This is a genomic window from Selenomonas sp. (genome assembly GCF_057272215.1).
Genome location: NZ_DBHIUY010000004.1, coordinates 139,399 through 162,534 on the forward strand (window position 1 = coordinate 139,399; position 23,136 = coordinate 162,534).

Annotated in this window: 34 protein-coding genes and 1 tRNA gene; all 35 read left to right on the forward strand. The window is 56.4% G+C overall.

All coding sequences use genetic code 11. The annotated features are described in order from the left end of the window. Positions 1–4 precede the first annotated feature (4 nt). The 35 genes from ACO5Z0_RS04855 (at position 5) to ACO5Z0_RS05025 (ending at position 23,016) form a co-directional block, all read left to right on the forward strand. Positions 5–1,816: a thiamine pyrophosphate-binding protein gene (locus tag ACO5Z0_RS04855; protein WP_485649432.1), complete on the forward strand. Its 1,812-nt coding sequence runs from the start codon at positions 5–7 to the stop codon at positions 1,814–1,816. Beyond that, positions 1,813–2,274 (forward strand): VOC family protein, encoded by a 462-nt coding sequence (locus ACO5Z0_RS04860; RefSeq protein ID WP_485649433.1) that lies wholly within the window; start codon positions 1,813–1,815, stop codon positions 2,272–2,274. The genes ACO5Z0_RS04855 and ACO5Z0_RS04860 overlap by 4 nt, the downstream gene beginning before the upstream one ends. 15 nt (positions 2,275–2,289) lie before the next feature. Continuing rightward, positions 2,290–3,360, forward strand: coding sequence for an AroB-related putative sugar phosphate phospholyase (cyclizing) (locus ACO5Z0_RS04865; protein WP_485649434.1), 1,071 nt, complete (start codon positions 2,290–2,292; stop codon positions 3,358–3,360). After that, the gene (locus ACO5Z0_RS04870) at positions 3,353–4,438 is read left to right on the forward strand and encodes a radical SAM/SPASM domain-containing protein (RefSeq protein ID WP_485649435.1); all 1,086 of its coding nucleotides are present in this window, start codon (positions 3,353–3,355) and stop codon (positions 4,436–4,438) included. Before ACO5Z0_RS04865 ends, ACO5Z0_RS04870 begins: the two co-directional genes overlap by 8 nt. Next, positions 4,413–5,519, forward strand: a complete 1,107-nt coding sequence (locus tag ACO5Z0_RS04875) for an NAD-dependent epimerase/dehydratase family protein (protein WP_485649436.1) — start codon at positions 4,413–4,415, stop codon at positions 5,517–5,519. The genes ACO5Z0_RS04870 and ACO5Z0_RS04875 overlap by 26 nt, the downstream gene beginning before the upstream one ends. Before the next feature lie 131 nt (positions 5,520–5,650). Then, positions 5,651–5,726 (forward strand) — tRNA-Thr (locus tag ACO5Z0_RS04880). Between the two features lie 87 nt (positions 5,727–5,813). Beyond that, positions 5,814–6,695, forward strand: a complete 882-nt coding sequence (locus ACO5Z0_RS04885; protein WP_485649437.1) for an Rpn family recombination-promoting nuclease/putative transposase — start codon at positions 5,814–5,816, stop codon at positions 6,693–6,695. A 252-nt stretch (positions 6,696–6,947) separates the two neighbouring features. Continuing rightward, positions 6,948–7,193, forward strand: a complete 246-nt coding sequence (locus ACO5Z0_RS04890; protein ID WP_442673311.1) for a L7Ae/L30e/S12e/Gadd45 family ribosomal protein — start codon at positions 6,948–6,950, stop codon at positions 7,191–7,193. A gap of 111 nt (positions 7,194–7,304) precedes the next feature. After that, positions 7,305–7,682 (forward strand): 30S ribosomal protein S12, encoded by a 378-nt coding sequence (gene rpsL / locus ACO5Z0_RS04895; protein ID WP_006191709.1) that lies wholly within the window; start codon positions 7,305–7,307, stop codon positions 7,680–7,682. Positions 7,683–7,725: 43 nt separating this feature from the next. Beyond that, positions 7,726–8,196: a 30S ribosomal protein S7 gene (gene rpsG, locus ACO5Z0_RS04900; RefSeq protein ID WP_006191712.1), complete on the forward strand. Its 471-nt coding sequence runs from the start codon at positions 7,726–7,728 to the stop codon at positions 8,194–8,196. A 39-nt stretch (positions 8,197–8,235) separates the two neighbouring features. After that, positions 8,236–10,314 carry an elongation factor G gene (fusA, locus tag ACO5Z0_RS04905; protein WP_442676770.1) on the forward strand — a complete coding sequence of 693 codons (2,079 nt, stop codon included), beginning with the start codon at positions 8,236–8,238 and terminating at the stop codon, positions 10,312–10,314. Between the two features lie 19 nt (positions 10,315–10,333). Further along, positions 10,334–11,521 carry an elongation factor Tu gene (gene tuf / locus ACO5Z0_RS04910; RefSeq protein ID WP_442676771.1) on the forward strand — a complete coding sequence of 396 codons (1,188 nt, stop codon included), beginning with the start codon at positions 10,334–10,336 and terminating at the stop codon, positions 11,519–11,521. Between the two features lie 215 nt (positions 11,522–11,736). Next, positions 11,737–12,048: a 30S ribosomal protein S10 gene (gene rpsJ, locus ACO5Z0_RS04915; protein ID WP_442673314.1), complete on the forward strand. Its 312-nt coding sequence runs from the start codon at positions 11,737–11,739 to the stop codon at positions 12,046–12,048. Positions 12,049–12,063: 15 nt separating this feature from the next. Further along, positions 12,064–12,723: a 50S ribosomal protein L3 gene (gene rplC, locus ACO5Z0_RS04920; RefSeq protein ID WP_442673315.1), complete on the forward strand. Its 660-nt coding sequence runs from the start codon at positions 12,064–12,066 to the stop codon at positions 12,721–12,723. 23 nt (positions 12,724–12,746) lie between these two features. Beyond that, on the forward strand, positions 12,747–13,370 hold the full coding sequence (gene rplD, locus ACO5Z0_RS04925; RefSeq protein ID WP_442673316.1) for a 50S ribosomal protein L4: 624 nt from the start codon (positions 12,747–12,749) through the stop codon (positions 13,368–13,370). Then, positions 13,370–13,651 (forward strand): 50S ribosomal protein L23, encoded by a 282-nt coding sequence (gene rplW / locus ACO5Z0_RS04930; RefSeq protein ID WP_442673317.1) that lies wholly within the window; start codon positions 13,370–13,372, stop codon positions 13,649–13,651. Before rplD ends, rplW begins: the two co-directional genes overlap by 1 nt. Positions 13,652–13,676: 25 nt before the next feature. Then, entirely contained in the window at positions 13,677–14,501 is an 825-nt protein-coding gene (rplB, locus tag ACO5Z0_RS04935) for a 50S ribosomal protein L2 (RefSeq protein ID WP_442673318.1), read from the forward strand. Positions 14,502–14,553: 52 nt separating this feature from the next. Further along, positions 14,554–14,835 (forward strand): 30S ribosomal protein S19, encoded by a 282-nt coding sequence (gene rpsS / locus ACO5Z0_RS04940; protein WP_009645084.1) that lies wholly within the window; start codon positions 14,554–14,556, stop codon positions 14,833–14,835. 23 nt (positions 14,836–14,858) lie between these two features. Then, a complete protein-coding gene (gene rplV / locus ACO5Z0_RS04945; protein WP_442673319.1) occupies positions 14,859–15,191 on the forward strand; it encodes a 50S ribosomal protein L22 in 333 nt (110 codons plus the stop codon). Between the two features lie 16 nt (positions 15,192–15,207). Then, positions 15,208–15,879: a 30S ribosomal protein S3 gene (gene rpsC / locus ACO5Z0_RS04950; protein WP_442676423.1), complete on the forward strand. Its 672-nt coding sequence runs from the start codon at positions 15,208–15,210 to the stop codon at positions 15,877–15,879. Next, positions 15,879–16,328 carry a 50S ribosomal protein L16 gene (rplP, locus tag ACO5Z0_RS04955; RefSeq protein ID WP_006191729.1) on the forward strand — a complete coding sequence of 150 codons (450 nt, stop codon included), beginning with the start codon at positions 15,879–15,881 and terminating at the stop codon, positions 16,326–16,328. Before rpsC ends, rplP begins: the two co-directional genes overlap by 1 nt. Then, a complete protein-coding gene (rpmC, locus tag ACO5Z0_RS04960) occupies positions 16,318–16,536 on the forward strand; it encodes a 50S ribosomal protein L29 (protein WP_442673374.1) in 219 nt (72 codons plus the stop codon). The genes rplP and rpmC overlap by 11 nt, the downstream gene beginning before the upstream one ends. A 28-nt stretch (positions 16,537–16,564) precedes the next feature. Then, positions 16,565–16,822, forward strand: coding sequence for a 30S ribosomal protein S17 (rpsQ, locus tag ACO5Z0_RS04965; RefSeq protein WP_006191734.1), 258 nt, complete (start codon positions 16,565–16,567; stop codon positions 16,820–16,822). 33 nt (positions 16,823–16,855) lie between these two features. After that, the gene (rplN, locus tag ACO5Z0_RS04970) at positions 16,856–17,224 is read left to right on the forward strand and encodes a 50S ribosomal protein L14 (RefSeq protein WP_013740884.1); all 369 of its coding nucleotides are present in this window, start codon (positions 16,856–16,858) and stop codon (positions 17,222–17,224) included. Between the two features lie 14 nt (positions 17,225–17,238). Next, a complete protein-coding gene (gene rplX, locus ACO5Z0_RS04975) occupies positions 17,239–17,571 on the forward strand; it encodes a 50S ribosomal protein L24 (protein ID WP_442676422.1) in 333 nt (110 codons plus the stop codon). A gap of 21 nt (positions 17,572–17,592) precedes the next feature. Further along, positions 17,593–18,132, forward strand: coding sequence for a 50S ribosomal protein L5 (gene rplE / locus ACO5Z0_RS04980; RefSeq protein ID WP_442676421.1), 540 nt, complete (start codon positions 17,593–17,595; stop codon positions 18,130–18,132). A 17-nt stretch (positions 18,133–18,149) separates the two neighbouring features. Continuing rightward, the gene (locus tag ACO5Z0_RS04985; protein ID WP_009645105.1) at positions 18,150–18,335 is read left to right on the forward strand and encodes a type Z 30S ribosomal protein S14; all 186 of its coding nucleotides are present in this window, start codon (positions 18,150–18,152) and stop codon (positions 18,333–18,335) included. Positions 18,336–18,536: 201 nt separating this feature from the next. After that, a complete protein-coding gene (gene rpsH, locus ACO5Z0_RS04990; RefSeq protein WP_442673371.1) occupies positions 18,537–18,935 on the forward strand; it encodes a 30S ribosomal protein S8 in 399 nt (132 codons plus the stop codon). An 18-nt stretch (positions 18,936–18,953) separates the two neighbouring features. Beyond that, the gene (gene rplF / locus ACO5Z0_RS04995; protein ID WP_442673370.1) at positions 18,954–19,505 is read left to right on the forward strand and encodes a 50S ribosomal protein L6; all 552 of its coding nucleotides are present in this window, start codon (positions 18,954–18,956) and stop codon (positions 19,503–19,505) included. A gap of 28 nt (positions 19,506–19,533) precedes the next feature. Further along, complete coding sequence (rplR, locus tag ACO5Z0_RS05000; protein ID WP_009645159.1) at positions 19,534–19,893, forward strand: 50S ribosomal protein L18; 360 nt, start codon at positions 19,534–19,536, stop codon at positions 19,891–19,893. Positions 19,894–19,912: 19 nt separating this feature from the next. Continuing rightward, positions 19,913–20,443, forward strand: coding sequence for a 30S ribosomal protein S5 (gene rpsE / locus ACO5Z0_RS05005; protein ID WP_006191759.1), 531 nt, complete (start codon positions 19,913–19,915; stop codon positions 20,441–20,443). A gap of 12 nt (positions 20,444–20,455) precedes the next feature. Further along, positions 20,456–20,635 carry a 50S ribosomal protein L30 gene (rpmD, locus tag ACO5Z0_RS05010; protein WP_006191760.1) on the forward strand — a complete coding sequence of 60 codons (180 nt, stop codon included), beginning with the start codon at positions 20,456–20,458 and terminating at the stop codon, positions 20,633–20,635. A 25-nt stretch (positions 20,636–20,660) separates the two neighbouring features. Further along, positions 20,661–21,101, forward strand: a complete 441-nt coding sequence (gene rplO, locus ACO5Z0_RS05015) for a 50S ribosomal protein L15 (RefSeq protein ID WP_442676420.1) — start codon at positions 20,661–20,663, stop codon at positions 21,099–21,101. Further along, complete coding sequence (gene secY / locus ACO5Z0_RS05020) at positions 21,102–22,358, forward strand: preprotein translocase subunit SecY (protein WP_442673368.1); 1,257 nt, start codon at positions 21,102–21,104, stop codon at positions 22,356–22,358. It begins immediately after the preceding gene. A 13-nt stretch (positions 22,359–22,371) separates the two neighbouring features. Further along, positions 22,372–23,016, forward strand: coding sequence for an adenylate kinase (locus ACO5Z0_RS05025; protein WP_442673376.1), 645 nt, complete (start codon positions 22,372–22,374; stop codon positions 23,014–23,016). Positions 23,017–23,136 lie beyond the last annotated feature (120 nt).

Below are 23,136 nucleotides of genomic sequence, written 5' to 3' on the forward strand. Positions count from 1 at the left end.
TTTCATGAAGGTCAAGGTATCGGACTATATCGCGGATTTTCTTGTCAAAAAAGGCGTTACGCATATATTTACCGTCGTCGGCGGCGGCGCCATGCACCTCAACGATTCTCTCGGGCACCATGAGAGGCTCACGTCGATATACTGCCACCATGAGCAGGCGGCGGCGATGGCGGCGGAAGCCTATGCGCGTGTGGACGGGCGCATGGCGGCGCTCTGTGTGACGAGCGGCCCGGGCGCGATCAATGCCCTGAACGGCGTCGCAGGCGCTTATCAGGATTCGATTCCGCTGCTCGTGCTTTCGGGGCAGATGAAGTCTTCGCTGACGGTGCGCGCAAGCGGTCTGCCGCTTCGCACGCTGGGCGGGCAGGAGTTCGACATCGTATCGGCTTTGGACAATATGACGAAGTATCGGGAGATGGTCGTAGAGCCGCAGAGGATTCCCTACGCGCTTGAAAAGGCTTATGCTTTGGCGAAGAGCGGTCGTCCCGGTCCTTGTTGGCTCGATCTGCCGCTCGACGTGCAGGGCAGTCTCATCGACGCTGATTTGCCGGCGGGCTATGAAGTTCAAGCGTGCGAGGTGTATGCAGATGTTCTTGCGGCTGCGCATCATGTGCTGGAAAAGCTTAGAAGCGCCGAACGCCCCGTGCTCTACGCGGGCAACGGCATCCGCCTCGCGGGGGCGACGGATCTTGTCGATGCGCTGGCGCGGCGGCTCTCGATGCCCGTCGTCACCTGCTGGGACAGCATCGACCTCATCGCGGACGAGCATCCGTACTACTGCGGCAGGGGCGGTACGATGGGTGACCGTGCAGGCAATTTCGCCGTGCAGAACAGCGATCTTCTGCTCTCGATCGGCAGCCGCCTGAGCATTTATCAGGTCGGCTACGATGTGCGTCTTTGGGCGCGCGCGGCATACACCGTCGTCAATGACATCGACGCCGCCGAGCTGAAAAAGCCGACGATCCGCGTAGATTTCCCGGTGTGCGCCGATGCGGCGGAATTTATGCATGCGCTTTTAGCGGCAGCAAACGAGGCGCCGCCGAAGGAAAACCCTGCGTGGCTCGATCAGTGCCGCAGGTGGAAGCGCGATTATCCTGTTGTACAGCCCGCGCAGAAAACGGCACGGGGCAAGGCGAATGTCTATGCGTTCATGGACGCTTTGAGCCGGGCGCTTCCCGCAGGGAGCGTTACCGTCGCGGCGAACGGCTCGGCGAGCGTCGTGGGCAGTCAGTCGTATGTCATCAAGGCGGGCAGCCGCTTCCTCATGAACTGCGGCATCTCGTCAATGGGCTACGGTCTGCCTGCCGCCGTCGGCGCGGCTGTCGCGAGCGGTGAGAGCGTCGTCTGCATCGAGGGCGACGGCAGCATCATGATGAATTTGCAGGAATTGCAGACGGTCGTCACGAACCGTCTGCCCGTCAAGATCTTCGTCATCAATAACAACGGCTACCATCAGATTCGCCAGACACAGCGGAATGTTTTTGGCGGCGCTCTCGTCGGCGTCGGTCCTGAGAGCGGCGATCTCGGCTTCCCTTCGTTTGAAAAAATCGCGGCGGCGTTCGATATGCCCTATATCGCGATTTCTTCCAATAAGGAACTCTGCGGGAAGATCGGCGAGGCGCTCAGAGAACCGAGCTATGTACTCATAGAAGTGTTCGTGACGGAAGATCAGAAGTTCGAGCCGAAGTCTGCGACGAAGCGTTTGCCCGACGGACGCCTGACAAGTCCGCCGCTGGAAGATCTCGCGCCCTTTTTGCCGCGCGAGGAATTGGCGCGCAATATGTATATTCCGCTCATTGAACCGGAGGAAGTATGAAAGAGAATAAGATCAACTTGCGGCATACAGGCATTTATGTCAAGGATTTGGCGCGTATGGCAGCTTTTTATCGTGAAGTTTTTCAAATGTATACGATTTGCGAAAACATCCAGCAGGCGGATACGCTGCTTGCCGATCTTTTTCGGGCGCAGGATGCGCGTGTTAAGATCACGAAACTCATCACCGAGCAGGGCAAGGTGAACGGCAACGGCGATATGCTTGAATTGATCGAAGTGCTCGTACCCGAAGAAAAAGCGGAAAAGACGCCGCAGCCGATTGCTGCGGGGCTGCACATCGCCTTCGGCGTGCGCGATATAGAAGCGACGCGCACGGCTATTCTCGCACGCGGCGGTATCTCAGTGACGCGCGTGCATGATATGGGGCACGGCAATCTGTGCTGCTTCTGCCGCGACCCCGAGGGGAACTGGATCGAGCTGATTGCGCACAACGAGGTGTAGGAAGGGAGAGACGGCATGAAGATCAAGTCGGCGTTCAAGGAATACCGCGTGGATTTTTGCAGAGATTTGTCCTTGCTGAAGGATTTGGCAGCGGCGAAGGATACGTTTTTTGTGCTTGACCGTACGGTTTACGGGATTTATCAAGATCGTCTGCCCGATTTGCCGGAGGAGCGGCTTTTCCTACTGGACGCCGTCGAGGAGAAAAAGGATATGGCGGCGATGCTCGCGATCTGTGAGCGTATGACGGAGATGAGCGCCAAGCGCAACTCGCATCTCGTATCTTTGGGCGGCGGCATCACGCAGGATGTTACAGGCTTCGTCGCTACCGCGCTCTATCGCGGCATCCGCTGGACGTTCTTCCCGACGACGCTTCTTGCCGCCTGCGACAGCTGCATCGGCGGCAAGTCGTCGCTGAACTATAAGGGATTCAAGAACCTACTCGGCTCCTTCTATCCGCCCGATGAGATTCTCATTTACCCCGAATTTTTCCGAAGCCTTACCCCGAAGGATTATTGCAGCGGCTTGGGCGAAGTCGTGAAGTTCAACGTCATCGCGGGTGCGGCGGGCATCGACGCTATGGAGCGCGATATTGCGGCGATTCTCGCGCACGATTACGAGAAGCTGCTGCAATATGTGAGGACGTCGCTTGCGTTCAAGCGCGGCTTCATCGAAGAGGACGAGTTTGATCGCGGGGCGAGGGTGCTGCTCAATTACGCGCACACCTTCGGTCATGCTTTCGAGAGCGTCAGCGGCTACGAGATTCCGCATGGCTCCGCCGTCGCGCTCGGCATGATAACGGCGAATGCGATATCGGTCGTGCGCGGTTTCATCGAAGAGGCGTATGCGGCGCGTATTGCGGCGCTCTGTATGAAGATCCTCAAGCATATCCCCCGGTGCGAGGCGTGGTTCTCCCCTGCAGGCATTATCGCCGCCATTCACAAGGACAAGAAGCAGACGAGTGAAAGGATCACGGCGGTGCTTTTGAACGAAGCGCATGAGCTTAAGGTCTATCGCGATGTTGAAGAAGAGGAAATCAAGCAGGCGCTCAAGCATCTGCTGCAATATTGGAGGAATCGCTGTGAGTAAGGAAGTCGTGCCTTTTTCCGAGGCATATCAGAAGAACCGCCTGACGCTGCGCGAGGTCGTGCCGCTCGCGGTGCCGCTCTGCGTCTGCATCGAACCGACGAACATCTGCAACTTCAAGTGTCTGATGTGCTGGCAGAGCACGACCGAATATACGAAGCACGGCGGTCCCTTCGGCAATATGACGGATGAGCTGTTTGACAAGCTCTTAGAGGACATGAAGGACTTCTGCCGCCATCAGGGCAAGAAGATCAAGCTCATCAAGCTCTATTCGACGGGAGAGCCGCTTCTTCACAAGGGCGTCTGCCGCATGGTGAAGAAAATCAAAGAAGCCGACGTCTGTCACGAGATGGAGATCACGACGAATGCTTCGCTTTTGACGAAGGAAGTGGCACAGGAGCTTGTCGCTCTCGGACTTGACTATCTGCGGGCGTCCATCTACTCCGTGCGCACGGACGGACAGGCGCGCATTACGCAGTCGCGCGTCACGCCGCAAGAGATTCGTGAGAACATCGCCTATTTGAAGAAATACCGCGACGAGAAGGGTGCGAAGAAGCCGTTTATATGTGCGAAGATCATGGACACGCACGGGGAGGAGAACGAAGAGTTCTACCGCATGTACGAGGATGTTTCCGACGAGCAGCTGATCGATACGCCGTGGATCCTGCCGAAGCTGGAGGAAAACGCCCTCGATCGTCTCTACGGCAGCGAGGAGAAGGGCGAAGAAGCGCAGGCAGCGTACTTGGCGCAGGCGCTCTACAAGGAGCGCAAGGTCTGCCGCTACCCGTTCACGCACATGACTGTGCGCAGCAACGGCGACGTCGTCGTCTGCTGTACGGACTGGTCGCGTGACACTCTGGTCGGCAGCATCTGTGACAATACGCTGGAAGAGGTATGGAACTCCAAGAAGCTCTACGATTTTCGCTGTATGCAGCTCAAGACGAAGGGGGCGCATCATGCGCTTTGCGCGACGTGCGAGATTCCGCTGAAAGATACGAGCGAGGACAATCTGGATGATTTCCCCGTAGAAAAGCTCCATTATTGGGGGGAAGCCGATGGAAAACAGGGCATTTCTAAATAGCCGCGTCATCGAAGAGGACATGCAGGATATTTATGCGCGGGGGTTGGATTGGCAAAGGCTTCGCGGCAAGACGCTTTTGCTCACGGGAGCGACGGGTATGCTCGCTTCGTATGTCGCGTTTTTCCTCATCTATTTGAACGAGAAGCACGCGATGAACATGCGGCTGCTTTTTCATGTGCGCAGTGAGGAAAAGGCGCGTCTGCGTTTCGGCGAGTATACAGATAAACCATATACTTCGCTTGTCTGTCATGATCTATGTGAGCCTTGGCGTGTGGATGAGCGCATCGACTTCATCATTCACGCCGCGAGTCTTGCAAGTCCTGCGTATTACAAGACGATGCCTGTCGAGGTCGCCGAGCCGAACGTGCTCGGCGCCTATCACCTCCTGCAGCTGGCGCGGAAACAGGGCGTCGAATCTTTCCTCTTTTTCAGCAGCGGCGATGTTTACGGCAAGATCGCGGACGGTGCAGGCGAGATTCACGAGGATGACTTTGGCGCGGCAGATCCGCTCGACCTTCTGAGCTGCTATGGCGGCAGCAAGCGCATGGGCGAGACATGGTGCCGGCTCTTCTTCGTCGAGCACGGCGTGCGTGCGAAGATTGCGCGTATCGCGCACACATACGCGCCGACGATGGATGTCGAGGCAGATCCGCGCGTATTCTCATCGTTCATGAAGTGCGTCAAGGACGGCACGGATATCGTCATGCACAGCGACGGCAGCGCACGCCGCCCCTTCTGCTATATCGCCGATGCAGTCGCGGCGTTTTTCCTCATCCTCTTCGAGGGCGAGGCAGGTGAGGCGTACAATGTGTCGAACGACAGGACTTTCTTGAGCATTCGCGAGCTTGCAAAAAAACTCGTGAAGCTTCGTCCCGAACTGGGACTGAAGGTCATCGCGAAGGAACGTCCGAAAGACGCGGTGTATCTGGAGAACAACTTTAACAAGGCGAACCGCCCCAGCGCCGACAAACTTCGCACACTCGGCTGGCAATGCCGCTTTGACGCGGCGACAGGCTTCGCGCGTGTCTGGCGCTATTTGCGCGAAAAAGAAAGGCAAGGACAGAGCGAATCGTGTAGATAAATGGCAAGGGATTTTGAAGAATTTCGTTTGCAGACGAAAAAGCTTAAAAAAAGTGTTGACAACAAATCGGCGAAGCCGTATAATAAATTTCGTCAGTCACGCAGAAACTGCGAGCCGAACGAAATGCAAATGCTGATGTAGCTCAGTTGGTAGAGCAGCTCATTCGTAATGAGCAGGTCGTAGGTTCAAGCCCTATCATCAGCTCCACTTGAAATTGTGCCTCCCTTCGGGGAGGTTTTTTTGTTGCTTTGTATCGTAAAAATTCGTACAATAAAGGAGAGAGGATGTGACGATATGGACGACTATAGGATCAAGCCTTGGGAAGAGCTGACGATTCGTGATGACTACATGTTCAAACTGGTCATGAATTGCAGACGTATCTGCAAAAAGATGCTCGAAGGGACGCTTCGCATCAAGATTAAGAAGATACATTATGTAGAAACAGAAAAATCCATAGCGTCACATTACCAAAGCAAGGGAATCCGATTGGATGTTTATGTCAAGGATGAGCAGAATACCGTCTACAACATCGAGATGCAGATTCGTCGCCTTCAAGGCGATGCTCTGTTCAAAAGGACGCGCTACTATCAATCGATGATGGATGTTGATCTGCTTGCAGCAGGAGCAGACTATGATGAGCTGAATAAGACGATTATCATCTTTATTTGCGCCTTTGATCCTTTTGGTGAAGAGCGTTATATCTACACGTTTGAAAACCTCTGTACGGAGAATAAGGAGCTCAAGCTGCGCGATGGGACGAAAAAGATTTTTCTCAATACGAAGGGGAGATTCGGTGACATTGACAGCACGATCAAAGCCTTCCTGCAATATGTCGACGGTGTAGTTACAGACAATGCTCTTGTACAGGAGATCGAAAAAGAAATTCAAAAGGTCAAACTGGAAGAAGGAGAGAGGGTGAACTATATGACGTTTGCGATGAAAATGATGGAAGAGCGCAAGGAAGGACGTCGAGAAGGACGTCGTGAAGGGCGTCGTGAAGGGCGTCGGGAAGGACAGCGTGAAGGTCGGCTTGAAGGTCAGCGAGACGAACGTGTGGCGATTCTCCGCCGCTTGGTTACGCAATCGCAAATCCCTGTCGAGCAGGCGCTTGATATGATCGGCATACCGCGTGAGGAGCATACTTCTTACAAGAATCTTCTGCGTGTGATGTCATGAGGGTGTTGTTTTCGTAGGAGAAACAGTAAGGGGCGTTCGTGCAATACCATGCGAATGAAAATGAGCGGGGACTTTTCTGCGGAATGTCTCCGCTTATTTTCTATGGCGATGATGGAATATGTTTTTGACACACAAGGCGGCGTGTGCATGAAAACATCGGTAAAATAAAGTGTTGACATGGGTTTCTGCTTTTGTTAATATATATAGGTGCTTGAGCACTGAGCGGAAATCGTGCGTTAGGAGGGAAACTGCATGACGTTGGAATCGCTGAAGGATGCGGTGCGGGTCATCGGGGTCAAGCAGGTCACGAAAGCCGTGCAGAAGGGGCAGGCGGATGCTGTTTTTTTGGCGGACGATGCGGACGGTCGTATGACGGAACCGCTTCTGCAGCTTGCCGAGGAGATGGGGGTACCCGTCGTGCATGTTCCTACGAAGCAGGCGCTCGGTGAGGCTTGTTCCATCAAGCGAAGCGCTGCTGCGGCTGTTCTTAGGCAGTGAGCGCAGCCTGTCGGTAAATGCTTCGCCTGCCGCAAGGCGAGCAGCTTAAAGAGCTGCGGCGGAGTAATTATAAATAATAAATCCTCAATATGAAGAAAGGAGGTGCATCAAATGCCTACAATCAATCAGTTGGTTCGCAAGAGCCGCAAGAGTATGCAGGAGAAATCGAATGCACCGGCACTGAAGAATTGCCCGCAGAAGCGCGGCGTCTGCACGAGGGTCTACACGACGACTCCGAAGAAGCCGAACTCGGCGCTCAGAAAGGTCGCCCGCGTTCGCTTGACGAACAGCATCGAGGTGACGGCATACATTCCCGGTATTGGTCATAATCTGCAGGAGCATAGCGTTGTCTTGATCCGCGGCGGCCGTGTCAAGGATCTGCCTGGCGTTCGCTACCACATCATCCGTGGTTCGCTGGATACGGCAGGTGTTCAGGATCGCGGTCAGGCGAGATCGAAGTACGGCGCGAAGCGCGCGAAGAAGAAGTGAGATGCTTTTTCTAAGAAAAAGATTATAGCCAGGAGGGGTAAGTATGCCAAGAAAAGGTGCCGTACCCAGACGTGACGTGTTGCCGGATCCGGTATACAAGTCCAAGACGGTTACAAAGTTTATCAACAAGGTGATGCTCTCGGGCAAGAAGAGCGTCGCCGAGCGCGTCGTTTACGATGCGTTTGAAACGATCCGCGCCAAGACGGGCAAGGATCCGCTGGAAGTTTTTGAGACGGCTCTGAAGAATGTCATGCCGGTTCTCGAGGTGCGCGCTCGCCGCGTCGGTGGTGCGAACTATCAGGTGCCGGTCGAGGTTCGTCCGGATCGCCGCATGACGCTCGGCATCCGCTGGCTTGTGAACTACGCAAGGCTGCGCGGCGAGAAGACTATGGATGAGAGGCTTTCGGGCGAGCTCATGGACGCGGCGAACAATACGGGCGCGGCGATCAAGAAAAAAGAAGATACGCATAAGATGGCTGAGGCTAATAAGGCATTCGCTCATTATCGTTGGTAATCCCAAGCAGTATCTTACGAATTTAAGGAGCGATAATAAGTGGCAAGAGAGTTTTCTCTGGAAAAAACTCGCAACATCGGCATCATGGCACACATTGATGCCGGAAAAACAACGACGACAGAGCGCATCCTTTTTTATACGGGCATCACGCATAAGATCGGCGAAGTTCACGACGGCGCTGCCACGATGGACTGGATGGCACAGGAGCAGGAGCGCGGCATCACGATCACGTCGGCTGCGACGACCTGCCATTGGAAGAATCATCGAATCAACATCATTGATACGCCCGGCCACGTTGACTTCACGGTTGAGGTGGAGCGCTCGCTGCGCGTGCTTGACGGCGCTGTCGCCGTTCTGACGGCAAGGGGCGGCGTCGAGCCACAGACGGAAACGGTCTGGCGGCAGGCGGAGAAGTACAATGTCCCGCGCATGGCTTATGTCAACAAGATGGATATCACAGGCGCGGATTTCTTCAACGTCATGAAGATGATGCAGGAGCGCCTGCAGGCAAACCCGGTGGCAATCCAGCTGCCGATCGGCTCGGAGGATACGTTCTCCGGCATCGTCGATCTCATCAAGATGGAAGCTATCATCTATGAGGACGATCTCGGAAAGGTCGCCGACGAGGTGGCGATTCCCGATGATATGAAGGATCTCGCTGACGAGTATCGCGACAAGCTCCTCGAAGCCGTTGCTGAAGAGGATGACGAGCTCATGGAGAAGTATCTCGGCGGCGAGGAGATCTCGGAAGATGAGATTCGTAAGGCGATCCGCAAGGCGACGATCGCCTGCAAGATGACGCCTGTCACCTGCGGATCTTCGTACCGTAACCGCGGCGTGCAGCCGATGCTCGACGCGATCGTCGATTTCATGCCGGCGCCGATCGACATCCCTGCGATCAAGGGCGTCGATCCTGATACGGGCGAGGAAGATCACCGCGATTCGACGGACGACGGCCCCTTTGCGGCGCTTGCGTTCAAGATCATGGCGGATCCTTACGTCGGCAAGCTTGCATTCTTCCGCGTTTACTCGGGCACGCTTTCTTCCGGCTCCTACGTCTTCAATTCGACGAAGGGCAAGAAGGAACGCATCGGTCGCATCCTGCAGATGCACGCGAACCATCGCGCCGAGCTGGATACGGTCTACAGCGGCGATATTGCCGCTGCCGTCGGCTTGAAGGATACGACGACGGGCGACACGCTCTGCGATGATTCGAAGCCGATCATTCTGGAGTCGATGGAGTTCCCCGACCCGGTCATCTCGGTCGCGGTTGAGCCTAAGACGAAGAACGATCAGGAGAAGATGGGCATCGCCCTGCAGAAACTGGCGGAAGAGGATCCGACATTCCGTGTGCGCACGGATCAGGAGACGGGACAGACGATCATCTCGGGCATGGGCGAGCTGCATTTGGAAATCATCGTCGACCGTATGCTGCGCGAGTTCAAGGTCGACTGCAACGTCGGCAATCCGCAGGTCGCGTATCGCGAGACGATAAGGAAGCCGGCGAAGGCGGAAGGCAAGTTCGTCCGTCAGTCGGGCGGTCATGGTCAGTACGGTCATTGCTGGCTCGAACTCACGCCGCAGGAGCCGGGCGAGGGCTTCACGTTCGAGAACAAGATCGTCGGCGGCGTCATTCCGAAGGAGTTCATCAACCCGATCGAGAACGGCGTGCGCGAGGCTATGGACAACGGCGTCATTGCGGGCTATCCGATGGTCGACGTCAAAGTCACGGTCTACGACGGCTCGTACCACGAAGTCGACTCTTCTGAAATGGCGTTCAAGATCGCAGGTTCGATGGCGTTTAGAAACGGCGCCGAGAAGGCGAATCCGGTGCTTCTTGAGCCTTATGTGAAGGTCGAGGTCATCGTACCGGAAGAGTACATGGGCGATGTCATGGGCGACATCAATTCGCGCCGCGGTCGCATCGACGGCATGGAAGCGAGAAACGGCGCCCAGGTCATCAATGCGTTCGTCCCGTTGTCCGAGATGTTCGGATATTCGACGGATCTGCGCTCCAAGACACAGGGTCGAGGGAACTACTCTATGGAAGTTTCTTACTATGATGAAGTTCCTAAGAATATAGCCGAGGCTATCATCGCCAAGAACAAGGGCGAGTAACGAGGGAGGAAAAAACAATATGGCTAAGCAGAAGTTTGAGAGAAACAAGCCGCATGTCAACATCGGTACGATCGGTCACGTCGATCACGGCAAGACGACGCTGACGGCAGCCATCACGAAGGTCCTGTCCAAAAAAGGCATGGCGCAGTTTGAGGACTACGCGGACATCGATAAGGCTCCGGAAGAGAGAGAGCGCGGCATCACGATCAATACGGCGCACGTTGAGTACGAGACGGAAAAACGTCACTACGCGCACGTCGATTGCCCGGGCCACGCTGACTACGTCAAGAACATGATCACGGGCGCGGCGCAGATGGACGGCGCGATCCTCGTCGTCAGCGCTGCCGACGGTCCGATGCCGCAGACGCGCGAGCATATTCTCTTGGCTCGCCAGGTCGGCGTTCCGGCGATCGTTGTTTTCCTCAACAAGGTCGATCAGGTCGACGACCCTGAGCTCCTCGAACTCGTCGAGATGGAAGTCCGCGACCTTCTCACGCAGTATGAGTTCCCCGGCGACGACATTCCGGTGATCGCAGGCTCGGCTCTCAAGGCTCTTGAGGATGATGCGGAGATGGAGAAGAAGATTCTCGAACTCATGGATGCTGTCGATGAGTACATCCCGACGCCGACGCGCGATACGGAGAAGCCTTTCCTCATGCCGGTTGAAGATGTCTTCACGATCACGGGCCGCGGCACGGTCGCGACGGGCCGCGTCGAGCGCGGTGAGCTGAAGCTCAACGATACGGTCGAGATCGTCGGTCTCGAAGATGAGACGAAGTCGACGGTTGTCACGGGCATCGAAATGTTCCGCAAGATGCTTGATACGGCTGTCGCTGGCGACAACATCGGCGCTCTCTTGCGCGGCGTCGATCGCAAGGACATCGTCCGCGGACAGGTTCTCGCGAAGCCCGGCTCGATTAATCCGCACACGAAGTTCAAGGCGCAGGTCTACGTCCTCAAGAAGGAAGAGGGCGGTCGTCATACGCCGTTCTTCACGAACTATCGTCCGCAGTTCTACTTCCGCACGACGGATGTCACGGGTGTTGTTCGTCTGCCGGAAGGCACGGAGATGGTCATGCCTGGCGACAACGTCGAGATGCAGGTCGAGCTCATCACGCCGATCGCCATCGAAAAGGGTCTGCGCTTCGCTATCCGTGAGGGCGGTCATACGGTCGGCGCCGGCCGCGTGACGGAGATCGAGGGCTAAGACGTCAACTTCATAAGGGCTTTTATAAGGGCTGCGGTCTCGCAGCCCTTTATAAAAGCTTTATGTATTTATCTCATCACAGGAATCACTGACAAGTTCAGCGTTTTCTTATTGCTCCCATGCGATGACGCGGCAGATGGCTCGGCATGAGCCGAGGGAACTGCTGCGGAGAAATGTTTGGGCCACGGAGTCCGGACGACAAGGAGGAAAACACATTGTCAAAACAGCAGAAAATCCGTATTCGTTTGAAGGCTTACGACCACAAGGCTCTCGACCAGAGCGCGGTTAAGATCGTCGATACCGCCAAGAGGACGGGCGCTCGTGTGTCGGGACCGATCCCACTCCCCACGGAGAAGAACATCTACACGATCCTGCGTTCCCCGCATGTCAACAAGGATTCGCGCGAGCAGTTCGAGATGCGCACCCATAAGCGCCTCATCGACATCCTCGATCCTTCGTCCAAGACGGTGGACGCATTGATGCGCCTTGACCTGCCGGCCGGGGTGGACATCGAGATCAAGCTGTAAGGGGAGGTGGAATTTATGTCGAAAGCTATTTTGGGAAGAAAACTTGGCATGACGCAGATCTTTACGGAAGAGGGCACTGTCGTTCCCGTCACGGTCGTCGAGTCCGGCAACAATGTTGTCATCATGAACAAGACCGTGGAGAATGACGGCTACAACGCTGTCCAGATCGGCTTCGGCGAAGTCAAGGAGAAGAGGGTCACGAAGCCTCTGAAGGGTCACTTCGCTAAAGCAGGGGTCGCTCCTGTACGCTTCATCCGCGAGATGCGTCTGACTGATGCTTCGGAATATAATGTCGGTGACACCATCGGCGTTGACATATTTGCTGCCGGCGACCTCGTCGATGTGACGGGCACTTCGAAGGGCAAGGGCTTCGCCGGTACGATCAAGCGCCACAACTTCGCGCGCGGTCCTATGGGGCACGGCTCGAAGTCGCACAGAGAACCCGGCTCGACGGGCGCGATGATCAGCGGTCATGGCGGCCGCGTCTTGAAGGGCAAGAAGCTCCCCGGCCAGATGGGTCATGCGAGGGTTACGGTGCAGCGTCTCGCCGTCGTCCGTGTGGACGCGGAGCGCAACCTCATCCTCATCAAGGGCGCAATCCCCGGCCCGAAGAAGGGTCTTGTCGTGGTTCGCGCCACGGTCAAGCCGGACAAGCCGAAACAGGCGGGAAAATAATCTGGAAGGAGGATTGCTAACTTATGCCAAAAGTAGCAGTTTATAATAGCGCAAACCAGCAGGTTGGCGATATCGAATTGAATGACAGCGTCTTCGGCGTGGAGATGAATGCAGGTCTTGTACATCAGGCGGTCGTCATGCAGCTCGCATCGCGCCGTCTCGGTACACATGCCACGAAAACGCGCGGTCTCGTGAGGGGCGGCGGCAGGAAGCCGTGGAGACAGAAGGGCACGGGTCGTGCGAGAAGCGGCTCGACGCGCTCGCCGCTCTGGGTTGGCGGCGGCACGGTGTTCGGCCCTCAGCCGCGCTCGTATGCTTTCCGTATGCCGAAGAAGCAGCGCCGCCTCGCGATCAAGTGTGCGCTCTCGGACAAGGTGGCGAGCGGTGATTTCATCGTTCTCGACGACCTGCAGTTCGACGCCCCGAAGACGAAGAGCGTCGTCAAGATGCTCAGCGATTTTGGCGTCGAAGCGAAGAGCCTCATCATCACGCTCGATGAGAACGAGAATGTCGAGCGTTCTTCGCGCAACATCCCCGGCGTCAAGGCGATCAACACGATGGGTCTCAACGTCTACGATATTTTGAACCATACGAAGCTCTTCATCACGAAAGCTGCGATAGAAAAAATCGAGGAGGTGCTCGCATAATGGACGCACGCGATATCCTCATCCGCCCGCTGATCACGGAGAAAAGCACACAGCTCATGGAGGAAGGCAAGTATGTCTTCGTCGTTGCCAAGAAAGCGAACAAAATCGAGATCGCCAAGGCAGTCGCGGAAGTTTTCAACGTGAAGGTCGCGAACGTGAACACGGTCAACGTCAGCGGCAAGGTAAAGCGCATGGGACGTTTCGTCGGCAAGCGCTCGGACTACAAGAAAGCGATCGTGAAGCTCGCTCCGGGCGAGACGATCGAGTTCTTCCAGGCATAAAATCGAGCAAAGGAGGTAAAGAGAAGTGGCAATCAAAAGTTTCAAACCCTATTCCGCAGGCCGCAGGTTCATGACGGTCGCATCGTTCGATGAGATCACGACGGACAAGCCGGAAAAATCCCTCGTCGAGAGCCTCAAGAGTCATGGCGGACGCAACCAGCAGGGGCGCATGACGGTGCGTCATCAGGGCGGCGGTCATAAGCGCCGCTACCGCATCATCGACTTCAAGCGCACGAAGGACGGCATCCCCGCCCGCGTCGCGACGATTGAGTACGATCCGAACCGCAGCGCACGTATCGCCCTTTTGAACTACGCGGACGGCGAGAAGCGCTACATCCTCGCGCCGAACGGACTCAAGGTCGGCGACAAGGTGGAGTCGGGCGCGGAAGCGGATATCAAGGTCGGCAACGCGCTTCCGATCAAGAATATCCCCGTCGGCACGATGATCCATAACATTGAGATGAAGATCGGCAAGGGCGCACAGCTCGCAAGGAGCGCCGGCAGCGCCGTGCAGCTCATGGCGAAGGAAAACGACTACGCACTTTTGCGTCTTCCCTCGGGCGAGCTTCGCAAAGTGCATATCAACTGCCGCGCGACGATCGGTCAGGTCGGCAACTTGGAACATGAGAACATTACGATCGGCAAGGCGGGACGCAATCGCTGGCTCGGCAAGCGTCCGGAGAATCGCGGCGTAGCGATGAACCCGAACGACCATCCGCACGGCGGCGGCGAAGGAAGAAGCCCGGTCGGCCGCAAGCATCCGGTCACGAAATGGGGCAAGTGCGCGATGGGCGCCAAGACGCGCCGCAAGAAGGCGTCGGACAAGCTCATCGTACGCGGCCGCAAGTAATTCGTGGATGGCAGGCAGTACATTGGCTGCCTGAGCGGAAGGAGGATATATTTTGTCGAGATCAGTAAAGAAGGGACCTTTCGTGCAAGAAAGTCTCGTGAAGAAAATTGACGCGCTCAACGCGGCGAACGACAAGAAGGTCGTGAAAACGTGGTCGAGAAGTTCTACGATCCTGCCGGATTTCGTGGGTCATACGATCGCCGTACACGACGGCCGCAAGCACGTTCCTGTATATGTGACGGAAGACATGGTTGGACATAAGCTCGGGGAATTCGCTCCGACGCGCACGTTCAAAGGCCATGCCGGCGAAGAGCGCAAGACTTCGCTGAGATAAGAGCGAAAGGAGGCATTTCCCCTTTGGAAGCAAAAGCTACAGCTAAGTATGTACGGATTGCGCCGCGCAAGGTACGTGTCGTCATGGATCTCATCCGTGGCAAGGACATCGCCTCGGCTTTCGCAATCTTGAAGTTCACGCCGAAGATCGGCGCGGACGTCATAGAGAAGGTATTAAAATCCGCCGTTTCCAATGCTGAGAACAATTTCGACATGAATGTCGACAAACTCTACGTTAAGACGGCGTATGTCGATCAGGGCCCGACACTCAAACGTATCCACCCGCGTTCCCGTGGGCAGGCGTTCAAGATCTTGAAGCGCACGTCTCACGTCACCGTCGCCGTGGAAGAAAGATGAGAAGGAGGGAAAAGGTTTGGGTCAGAAAGTAAATCCGAACGGCATCCGCATCGGCATCGTCAAGGATTGGGATGCAAAATGGTACGCAGACAAGGACTTTGCAGACAACCTGCATGAAGATATCAAGATCCGCAAGTATTTGAAGGACAGTCTCGGCGCTGCCGGCGTCTCGAAGATTGAGACGGAGCGCTCGAAGAACCGCCTGAAGCTCACGATCCATACGGCGAAGCCCGGCATGGTCATCGGCCGCGGCGGCTCGGGCATCGAGCAGATCAAGGAAGGTCTCAAGGGCAAGACGGACAAGACGGTTGACATCAACATCGCCGAGATCCGCCAGCCCGATCTCGACGCGACGCTCGTCGCCGAGAACATCGCACAGCAGCTTGAGCGCCGCATCGCGTTCCGCCGCGCTATGAAGCAGTCGGTTGGCCGCACGATGCGTCTTGGCGCCAAGGGCATCAAGGTCAAGGTTTCGGGTCGCTTAGGCGGCGCGGAAATTGCCAGAAGCGAAGCGTATCGCGAGGGAAGCATCCCGCTGCACACGCTGCGCGCCGACATTGACTACGGCACGGCGGAAGCCCGCACGACGTACGGACGCATCGGCGTCAAGGTTTGGATATTCAAGGGCGAAATCCTTCCGGAGAAGAAGCAGTCGCAGAAGGCTGCTGCTGAAGGGAGCGAGGCTTAATGTTATTACCGAAGAGAGTCAAATACCGCAAGCAGTTCCGCGGCCGCATGAAGGGTAAGGCGCATCGCGGCAACACGGTCAGCCACGGTGAGTTCGGCCTTGTGGCTCTGGAGCCGGCATGGATCACGAACCGTCAGATCGAAGCCGCCCGTATCGCCATGACGCGCTACATCAAGCGCGGCGGTAAGGTCTGGATCAAGATCTTCCCCGACAAGCCCGTTACAGCGAAGCCTGCCGAGACGCGCATGGGCAGCGGCAAAGGTTCGCCTGAGTACTGGGTCTGCGTCGTCAAGCCCGGCCGCGTGCTCTTTGAGATGAACGGCGTGTCGAAGGAAGTTGCCATGGAGGCCATGCGTCTCGCAGGCCACAAGCTGCCGATCCGCACGAAGTTCGTCACGCGCGAGGAGTCACTGAAAGCAGCAGAGGGCGGTGAAGTAAATGAAGGTTAATGAGATACGCGACTTGAATGCCGGGGAGCTTGGCGAAAAGCTTGCTTCGCTCAAACAGGAGCTGTTTAACCTCCGTTTCCAGCACGCTACCGGTCAGCTGGAGAATCCGATGCGTATCAAGGAAGTCAAGAAGTCAATCGCACGCGTCAAGACGGTGCAGCGTGAGCTTGAACTTGGAAGTCAGGACATTTGCTTGGCAAAACATTGATTGATATGCAGAGGAAGGAGGCTCTTTGATGAGCGAGAGAAATGAACGCAAGACGAGAGTCGGCAAGGTCGTAAGCGACAAGATGGATAAGACCGTCGTCGTCGCCGTTGTCGACATCGAACAGCATAAATTGTATAAAAAAGCCGTCAAGAAGACGGTGAAATTCCAGGCGCACGACGAAAACAACGAGGCGCATGTCGGCGATACGGTGGCTCTGATGGAGACGCGTCCGCTCTCGAAGCACAAGCGCTGGAGAGTCGTGAAGATCGTCGAGAGGGCGAAATAATCTCGCCGCTATCTCGAAAGGGAGGTTCATACATTGATTCAACAGCAGACCATGCTGAATGTTGGCGACAATACGGGCGCGAAAGAGATCATGTGCATCCGCGTGCTCGGCGGCTCGTACCGCAAGTATGCCAACATCGGTGATGTTATCGTGGCTGCCGTCAAGGCAGCGGCCCCCGGCGGTACGGTCAAGAAGGGCGACGTCGTCAAGGCTGTCGTCGTCCGCAGCGTCAAGGGCATTCGCCGTCCGGACGGCTCTTTCATCCGCTTTGACGAGAACGCCGCCGTGCTCATCAAGGAAGACAAGACGCCGAGAGGAACCCGTATTTTTGGCCCTGTGGCCAGGGAGCTGCGCGAGAAGGATTTCATGAAGATCGTTTCCTTGGCTCCTGAAGTTCTTTGATAGGAGGCGCTATTTTGTCACAGGTGAAACTGCACGTAAAGAAAGGCGACACGGTCGTCGTCCTCGCAGGCAAGGATAAGGGCAAAGAGGGAAAGATCGTCGAGGCTCTGCCGAAAAAAGGCAAGGTCATCGTCGAGGGCGTGAACAAGGTGAAGCGCCATACGAAGCCGAGCCAGAAGTATCCGCAGGGCGGCATCATCCAGAAGGAAGCCCCGCTGAACGCCTGCAAGGTCATGCTCGTATGCCCCGCCTGCAAAAAGGCTGCGCGCACGGGCAAGAAGGAAGTCAATGGCAAGATGGTTCGCGCCTGCAAGAAGTGCGGCGAAGTCATCGACCAGACGAAATAATCGAGGAAGGAGGAGCACGGTTTGGAAAGATTACAGGAAAAGTACAAGAATGAAGTTGTGCCGGAGCTTACGAAGAAGTTCGGCTACAAGAACATCATGCAGCTTCCGAAGATCGAGAAGGTCATCATCAACATGGGCGTCGGCGAAGCTGTCGGCAATCCCAAGGCGCTTGACGCCGCCGTCAGCGATCTGACGATCATCGCAGGTCAGAAGCCGATTCTGACGCGCGCGAAAAAGTCGCTTGCGGCTTGGAAACTCAGGGAAGGTATGCCGATCGGCACGAAGGTCACGCTGCGCGGCACGCGCATGTACCAGTTCCTCGACAAGTTCATCAACGTCGCCCTGCCGCGCGTCCGCGACTTCCGCGGCGTGAGCAGCACGGCATTTGACGGTCGCGGCAACTATGCGGTCGGCCTCAAGGAGCAGCTCATCTTCCCCGAGATCGAGTACGATAAGATCGACAAGCTGCGCGGCATGAACATCGTCATCGTCACGACAGCGGAAAAAGACGAAGAGGCGCGTGAGCTTTTGAAGCTCATGGGCATGCCCTTCAAGGCTTGAAGAAGGAGGTATGAACTGTGGCAAAGAAATCAATGATCGAAAAGTGGAGCCAGCAGCCGAAGTTCAAGGTGCGCCAGCACAACCGCTGCAAGATCTGCGGTCGTCCGCATGGCTACATGAGAAAGTTCGACATGTGCCGCATCTGCTTCCGTGAGCAGAGCTACAACGGCGCCATTCCCGGCGTGACGAAAGCCAGCTGGTAAACTACACGCACAAACGTCCGCTTCGTGGACAAAAGTGCGCCGCCCTTACAGAAGCCTAACCAATCGGTCTGCGCCTATGGCTTGACCTCTTGGGGCTTTATGGTAAGGAACCGCCCCGAGGGGCGAAAGTGAAAGGAAGCCGTCCCGCACCTTTGGCGCGGCGTCTTCCTCGAAAAGAATGAAAGGGAGGATATCGGTTTCATGGTAATGACTGATCCTATTGCAGATATGCTGACGCGCGTTCGCAACGCGAACTCCGTTTACCACTCCAAGGTGGAAATTCCCGCTTCCAAGATCAAGAAGGCGATTGCCGAGGTCTTGAAGGAAGAGGGTTTCATTAAAGACTACACCTTCACGGCAGACTCCAAGCAGGGCATGTTGACGGTTTTCCTCAAGTACGGCCCCGCACGCGAGAAGGTCATCACGGGCATCAAGCGCATCTCGAAGCCTGGTCTCCGCGCTTACGCGAAGCACGATGAGCTGCCGCGCGTCCTCGGCGGACTCGGCGTCGCCATCATTTCCACATCGAAGGGGATTATGAGCGACAAGGAAGCCCGCAAGGCCGGTCTTGGCGGCGAAGTCGTCGCCTATGTCTGGTAAACGTCTGGAGGTGAAAAGATGTCGAGAATTGGCAGAGCACCGATTGAGATTCCCGCTGGCGTAACCGTCAAGATTGAGGAAGTCAATAAGGTGACAGTAAAGGGTCCGAAGGGCGAGCTTTTCCGCGAGCTTCATCCGGACATGAAGATTACGGTCGAGGGCAGTGTCCTCACGGTCACGCGTCCGTCGGACGATAAGATGCATCGCTCCCTGCACGGTCTCACGCGCACGCTTTTGAACAACATGGTCGTCGGCGTGACGGAAGGCTTCAAGAAAACGCTGGAGATCAACGGCGTCGGCTACCGTGCTGCGAAGCAGGGCAAGAATTTGAACCTTTCCTTGGGTTTTTCCCATCCCGTCATCGTCGAGCCGCCCGCAGGCATTACGCTTGACGCGCCGAGCGCGACAAGCATCGTCGTTTCGGGCATCGACAAGGAAGCTGTCGGAGCCATCGCCGCGAAGATTCGCAGCTATCGTCTGCCTGAACCGTACAAGGGCAAGGGCATCAAGTACGAAGGCGAGCACATTCGCCGCAAGGTCGGTAAGGCCGGCGCGAAGGCGAAGAAATAAGGCAGCTTAAAGGGAAGGAGTGACCATAGTGCTGATCAAGGCAGATAAGAACAAGGCAAGGCAGAAGCGCCACCTGCGCGTGAGGAACCACGTTTCGGGCACGGCAGAGCGCCCACGCCTCAACGTATACAGAAGCCTCGCGAACATCTACGCGCAGGTGATCGACGACGAAAAGGGCGTGACGCTCGTCTCGGCAAGTTCGAAGGACAAGGGATTCTCGAACTACGGCGGCAACATTGAAGCCGCGAAGGCTGTCGGCGCCGCTGTCGCGAAGCGTGCACTCGAAAAGGGTATCACCGAGGTTGTCTTTGACCGCGGAGGCTACATCTACCACGGCCGCGTCGCAGCGCTCGCGGAAGCAGCGCGCGAGGCAGGCCTTAAATTCTGACTTGCAAGGAGGTAAATGAATGGCTAGAATGGACAGGAACCATGACAGGGACCGGGACAGAAACAACGAGACTCCTGAATTTGAGGAGAAGGTCGTTTACATCAACCGCGTCGCTAAAGTCGTCAAGGGCGGCCGCCGTTTCTCCTTCAGCGCCCTCGTCGTCGTGGGCAATAAGAAGGGCAAGGTCGGCGCAGGTCTTGGAAAGGCGAGCGAAGTGCCCGAGGCGATCCGAAAGGGCATCGAGGACGCGAAGAAGAATCTCATCGAGGTTTCTTTGAAGGACACGACGATTCCGCACGAGATGATCGGCATCTTCGGTGCAGGCCGCGTGCTCTTGAAGCCCGCCGCCAAAGGTACCGGCGTCATCGCGGGCGGTCCTGCGCGCGCCGTCTTGGAACTTGCGGGCATCCGCGACATTCTCACGAAGTCCTTGGGATCGTCGAATCCGAACAACATGGTTCGCGCCACGGTCAAGGGTCTCGAGCAGCTCAAGCGCGCCGAAGCGGTCGCTGAACTGCGCGGCAAGACGGTGCAGGAACTCTTAGGGTAAGGAGGAAGTTCGATGGCAAAGGTCAAAATCACTCTTACGAGAAGCCTCATCGGTCGTCCCGAGACGCAGAGAGCCACCGTTCGTTCGCTCGGACTTCGTAAGCTCAACTCGTCGGTCGAGCGTGAGATGAACGATGCGCTGAAGGGGCAGATCCACAAGGTCGAACATCTCGTGAAGGTCGAGAATATATAAGAAAGAACAAGGAGGTGCAAGCAGTATGAAGTTACATGAATTGTCCCCGGCGGAAGGCTCCAAAAAGACGCGCAACCGCGTAGGCCGCGGCATCGGCAGCGGCAACGGCAAGACCGCAGGTCGCGGGCACAAAGGTCAGAATTCGAGGAGCGGCGGCGGCGTCCGCACGGGCTTCGAAGGCGGACAGATGCCGATCTACCGCAGGCTTCCGAAGCGCGGCTTCAACAATGTGTTCCGCAAGATCTATGCGGAAGTCAACGTCGAAACTTTGAACCGCTTTGACGACGGCGCTGTCGTCGATCCCGTCGCACTCGTTGAAGAGGGCATCCTGAAGAATGTCTGTGACGGCATCCGCATCCTCGGCAAGGGCGAGATCACGAAGAAACTCACGGTTCGCGCCAACGGCTTTACGAAGTCGGCGGAGGAGAAGATCAAGGCGGCAGGCGGCCAGATCGAGGTGATCTGATTGTTTTCAGCCCTTGCGAACGTCTATAAGATTCCGGAGCTAAGACAGAAGGTCATCTTCACGCTCGTCATGTTCGCCGTGTTTCGTCTCGGTACGCACATTCCTGTACCGGGCGTTGATCCGTCGGCGATCGAGCAGCTGTTTGCTACGGGCAACTTGTTCGGCCTGTTGGATCTCTTTTCCGGCGGTGCGTTCAGCAAGTTTTCCATCTTTGCGATGAGCATCACGCCGTACATCAACGCGTCAATCATCATGCAGCTTCTCACGGTTGTCATTCCGACTTTGGAGCAATGGTCCAAAGAAGGGCAGGAAGGGCACAAGAAAACGACGAAGGTCACACGCTACCTGACCGTAGCTCTCGCCTTTTTCCAAGCCATCGGCATGTCGATTGGCTTGAAGCAGGCGATCTTGAATCCCAACCCCGTCTCCATTCTGATCATCGCGATCACGTTGACGGGAGGCACGATATTCCTCATGTGGATCGGCGAGCAGATCACGGCGAACGGCGTCGGCAACGGCATATCGCTCATTATCTTTGCCGGTATCGTCGCGGCATTGCCGAAGAATCTCGGCACGATCTACAGCTACTTACAGGCGGGGACGATCAGCTATTTCAACGCATTCGTCTTTGCCGTCATCGCTCTCTTGATGATCGTGTTTGTCATTTACATCCAAGAGGGCAATCGCAGAATTCCGATTTCCTACGCAAAAAGGGTTGTCGGAAAGAAAACGTATGGCGGAAGTTCCAGCCATATCCCGCTGAAGGTCAACCATGCGGGAGTTATTCCAATCATCTTTGCGTCATCCGTGCTGATGTTTCCAGTAACCGTCGCCCAGTTTATTGAAGTTCCCTGGGTGACCACACTCGCCGGTTATTTTGCGTGGGGCACACCGCTGCAGACCAGTATCTACGCGCTGCTCATCATTTTCTTCACGTACTTTTATACCGCGGTTACTGTAAAGATATCGGATATGGCAGAGAATCTGAAAAAATACGGTGGTTTCATCCCCGGCATACGCCCGGGCAAACCAACGGAAGAATATCTCGATACTGTCATGACGCGCATCACGCTGGCAGGCGCGTTCTTCCTGGCTTTCATCGCAGTGCTGCCGAACCTCGTCGCGGGCGCGACCCACATCGAGGGCGTGTACTTCGGCGGCACGGCATTGCTCATCGTCGTCGGGGTTGCACTGAACACGATGAAGCAGATCGAGTCTATGGTGGTCATGCGCCATTATCAAGGTTTCATGAAATAGGAGGAGTCCTTTGATGCATATCCTGTTAATGGGCCCGCCGGGCGCCGGCAAAGGCACGCAGGCGGCCAATCTCGTGAAAGAGTTCGGCATCCCGCACATCTCGACGGGCGACATGTTCCGCGCCGCCGTGAAAGAGGGGACGGCGCTCGGGCTGCAGGCGAAGGCCTGCATGGACGCCGGTAAGCTCGTGCCGGACGAGGTCACGATCGGCATCGTAAAGGAGCGGCTCGCGAAGCCCGACTGCAAGAAGGGTTTCATCCTGGACGGCTTCCCGCGTACGGTGGAGCAGGCGGACGCCCTTTCGGGCATTCTGAAAGAGCTGGGGCTTTGCCTCACCGCTGCTCTAAACATCACGGTGCCGACGGCGGACCTCATCGAGCGCGCCGTCGGACGCCGCATCTGCAAATCCTGCGGCGCTACCTACCATGTGAAGTTCAATCCGCCTGCGAAGGACGCGGTTTGCGACGCCTGCTCCGGAGACCTCTACCAGCGCGCTGACGACAGCGAGGAGACGATGAAGAACCGTCTTTCCGTTTATGAGGCGCAGACAAAGCCCTTGATCGACTACTATGAGAAGGCGGGCGTCTACAAGGAGATCGACGGCAGACAGACCATCGACGCCGTCAAGGTCGCCATGCTCGCTGCTTTGAAGGGCTGAGGCTGCGTGTCTGGGAGCCACCGAGCGATAAAGACGCTAGAGCGTCACGGCGGGGCGAACGAAAGCGTCCCGAAAAATACGATGTTGGGCATGGGCATTTCCCGATGCGGAACGCTCCTT

Coding starts and splice junctions, on each gene's coding strand:
- ACO5Z0_RS04855 (WP_485649432.1), top strand. CDS start 5: ATGAAGGTCAAGGTATCGGACTATATCGCGGATTTTCTTGTCAAAAAA.
- ACO5Z0_RS04860 (WP_485649433.1), top strand. CDS start 1,813: ATGAAAGAGAATAAGATCAACTTGCGGCATACAGGCATTTATGTCAAG.
- ACO5Z0_RS04865 (WP_485649434.1), top strand. CDS start 2,290: ATGAAGATCAAGTCGGCGTTCAAGGAATACCGCGTGGATTTTTGCAGA.
- ACO5Z0_RS04875 (WP_485649436.1), top strand. CDS start 4,413: ATGGAAAACAGGGCATTTCTAAATAGCCGCGTCATCGAAGAGGACATG.
- ACO5Z0_RS04885 (WP_485649437.1), top strand. CDS start 5,814: ATGGACGACTATAGGATCAAGCCTTGGGAAGAGCTGACGATTCGTGAT.
- ACO5Z0_RS04890 (WP_442673311.1), top strand. CDS start 6,948: ATGACGTTGGAATCGCTGAAGGATGCGGTGCGGGTCATCGGGGTCAAG.
- rpsL (WP_006191709.1), top strand. CDS start 7,305: ATGCCTACAATCAATCAGTTGGTTCGCAAGAGCCGCAAGAGTATGCAG.
- rpsG (WP_006191712.1), top strand. CDS start 7,726: ATGCCAAGAAAAGGTGCCGTACCCAGACGTGACGTGTTGCCGGATCCG.
- tuf (WP_442676771.1), top strand. CDS start 10,334: ATGGCTAAGCAGAAGTTTGAGAGAAACAAGCCGCATGTCAACATCGGT.
- rplC (WP_442673315.1), top strand. CDS start 12,064: ATGTCGAAAGCTATTTTGGGAAGAAAACTTGGCATGACGCAGATCTTT.
- rplD (WP_442673316.1), top strand. CDS start 12,747: ATGCCAAAAGTAGCAGTTTATAATAGCGCAAACCAGCAGGTTGGCGAT.
- rplW (WP_442673317.1), top strand. CDS start 13,370: ATGGACGCACGCGATATCCTCATCCGCCCGCTGATCACGGAGAAAAGC.
- rplP (WP_006191729.1), top strand. CDS start 15,879: ATGTTATTACCGAAGAGAGTCAAATACCGCAAGCAGTTCCGCGGCCGC.
- rpmC (WP_442673374.1), top strand. CDS start 16,318: ATGAAGGTTAATGAGATACGCGACTTGAATGCCGGGGAGCTTGGCGAA.
- rpsQ (WP_006191734.1), top strand. CDS start 16,565: ATGAGCGAGAGAAATGAACGCAAGACGAGAGTCGGCAAGGTCGTAAGC.
- rpsH (WP_442673371.1), top strand. CDS start 18,537: ATGGTAATGACTGATCCTATTGCAGATATGCTGACGCGCGTTCGCAAC.
- rplF (WP_442673370.1), top strand. CDS start 18,954: ATGTCGAGAATTGGCAGAGCACCGATTGAGATTCCCGCTGGCGTAACC.
- rpsE (WP_006191759.1), top strand. CDS start 19,913: ATGGCTAGAATGGACAGGAACCATGACAGGGACCGGGACAGAAACAAC.
- rpmD (WP_006191760.1), top strand. CDS start 20,456: ATGGCAAAGGTCAAAATCACTCTTACGAGAAGCCTCATCGGTCGTCCC.
- rplO (WP_442676420.1), top strand. CDS start 20,661: ATGAAGTTACATGAATTGTCCCCGGCGGAAGGCTCCAAAAAGACGCGC.
- ACO5Z0_RS05025 (WP_442673376.1), top strand. CDS start 22,372: ATGCATATCCTGTTAATGGGCCCGCCGGGCGCCGGCAAAGGCACGCAG.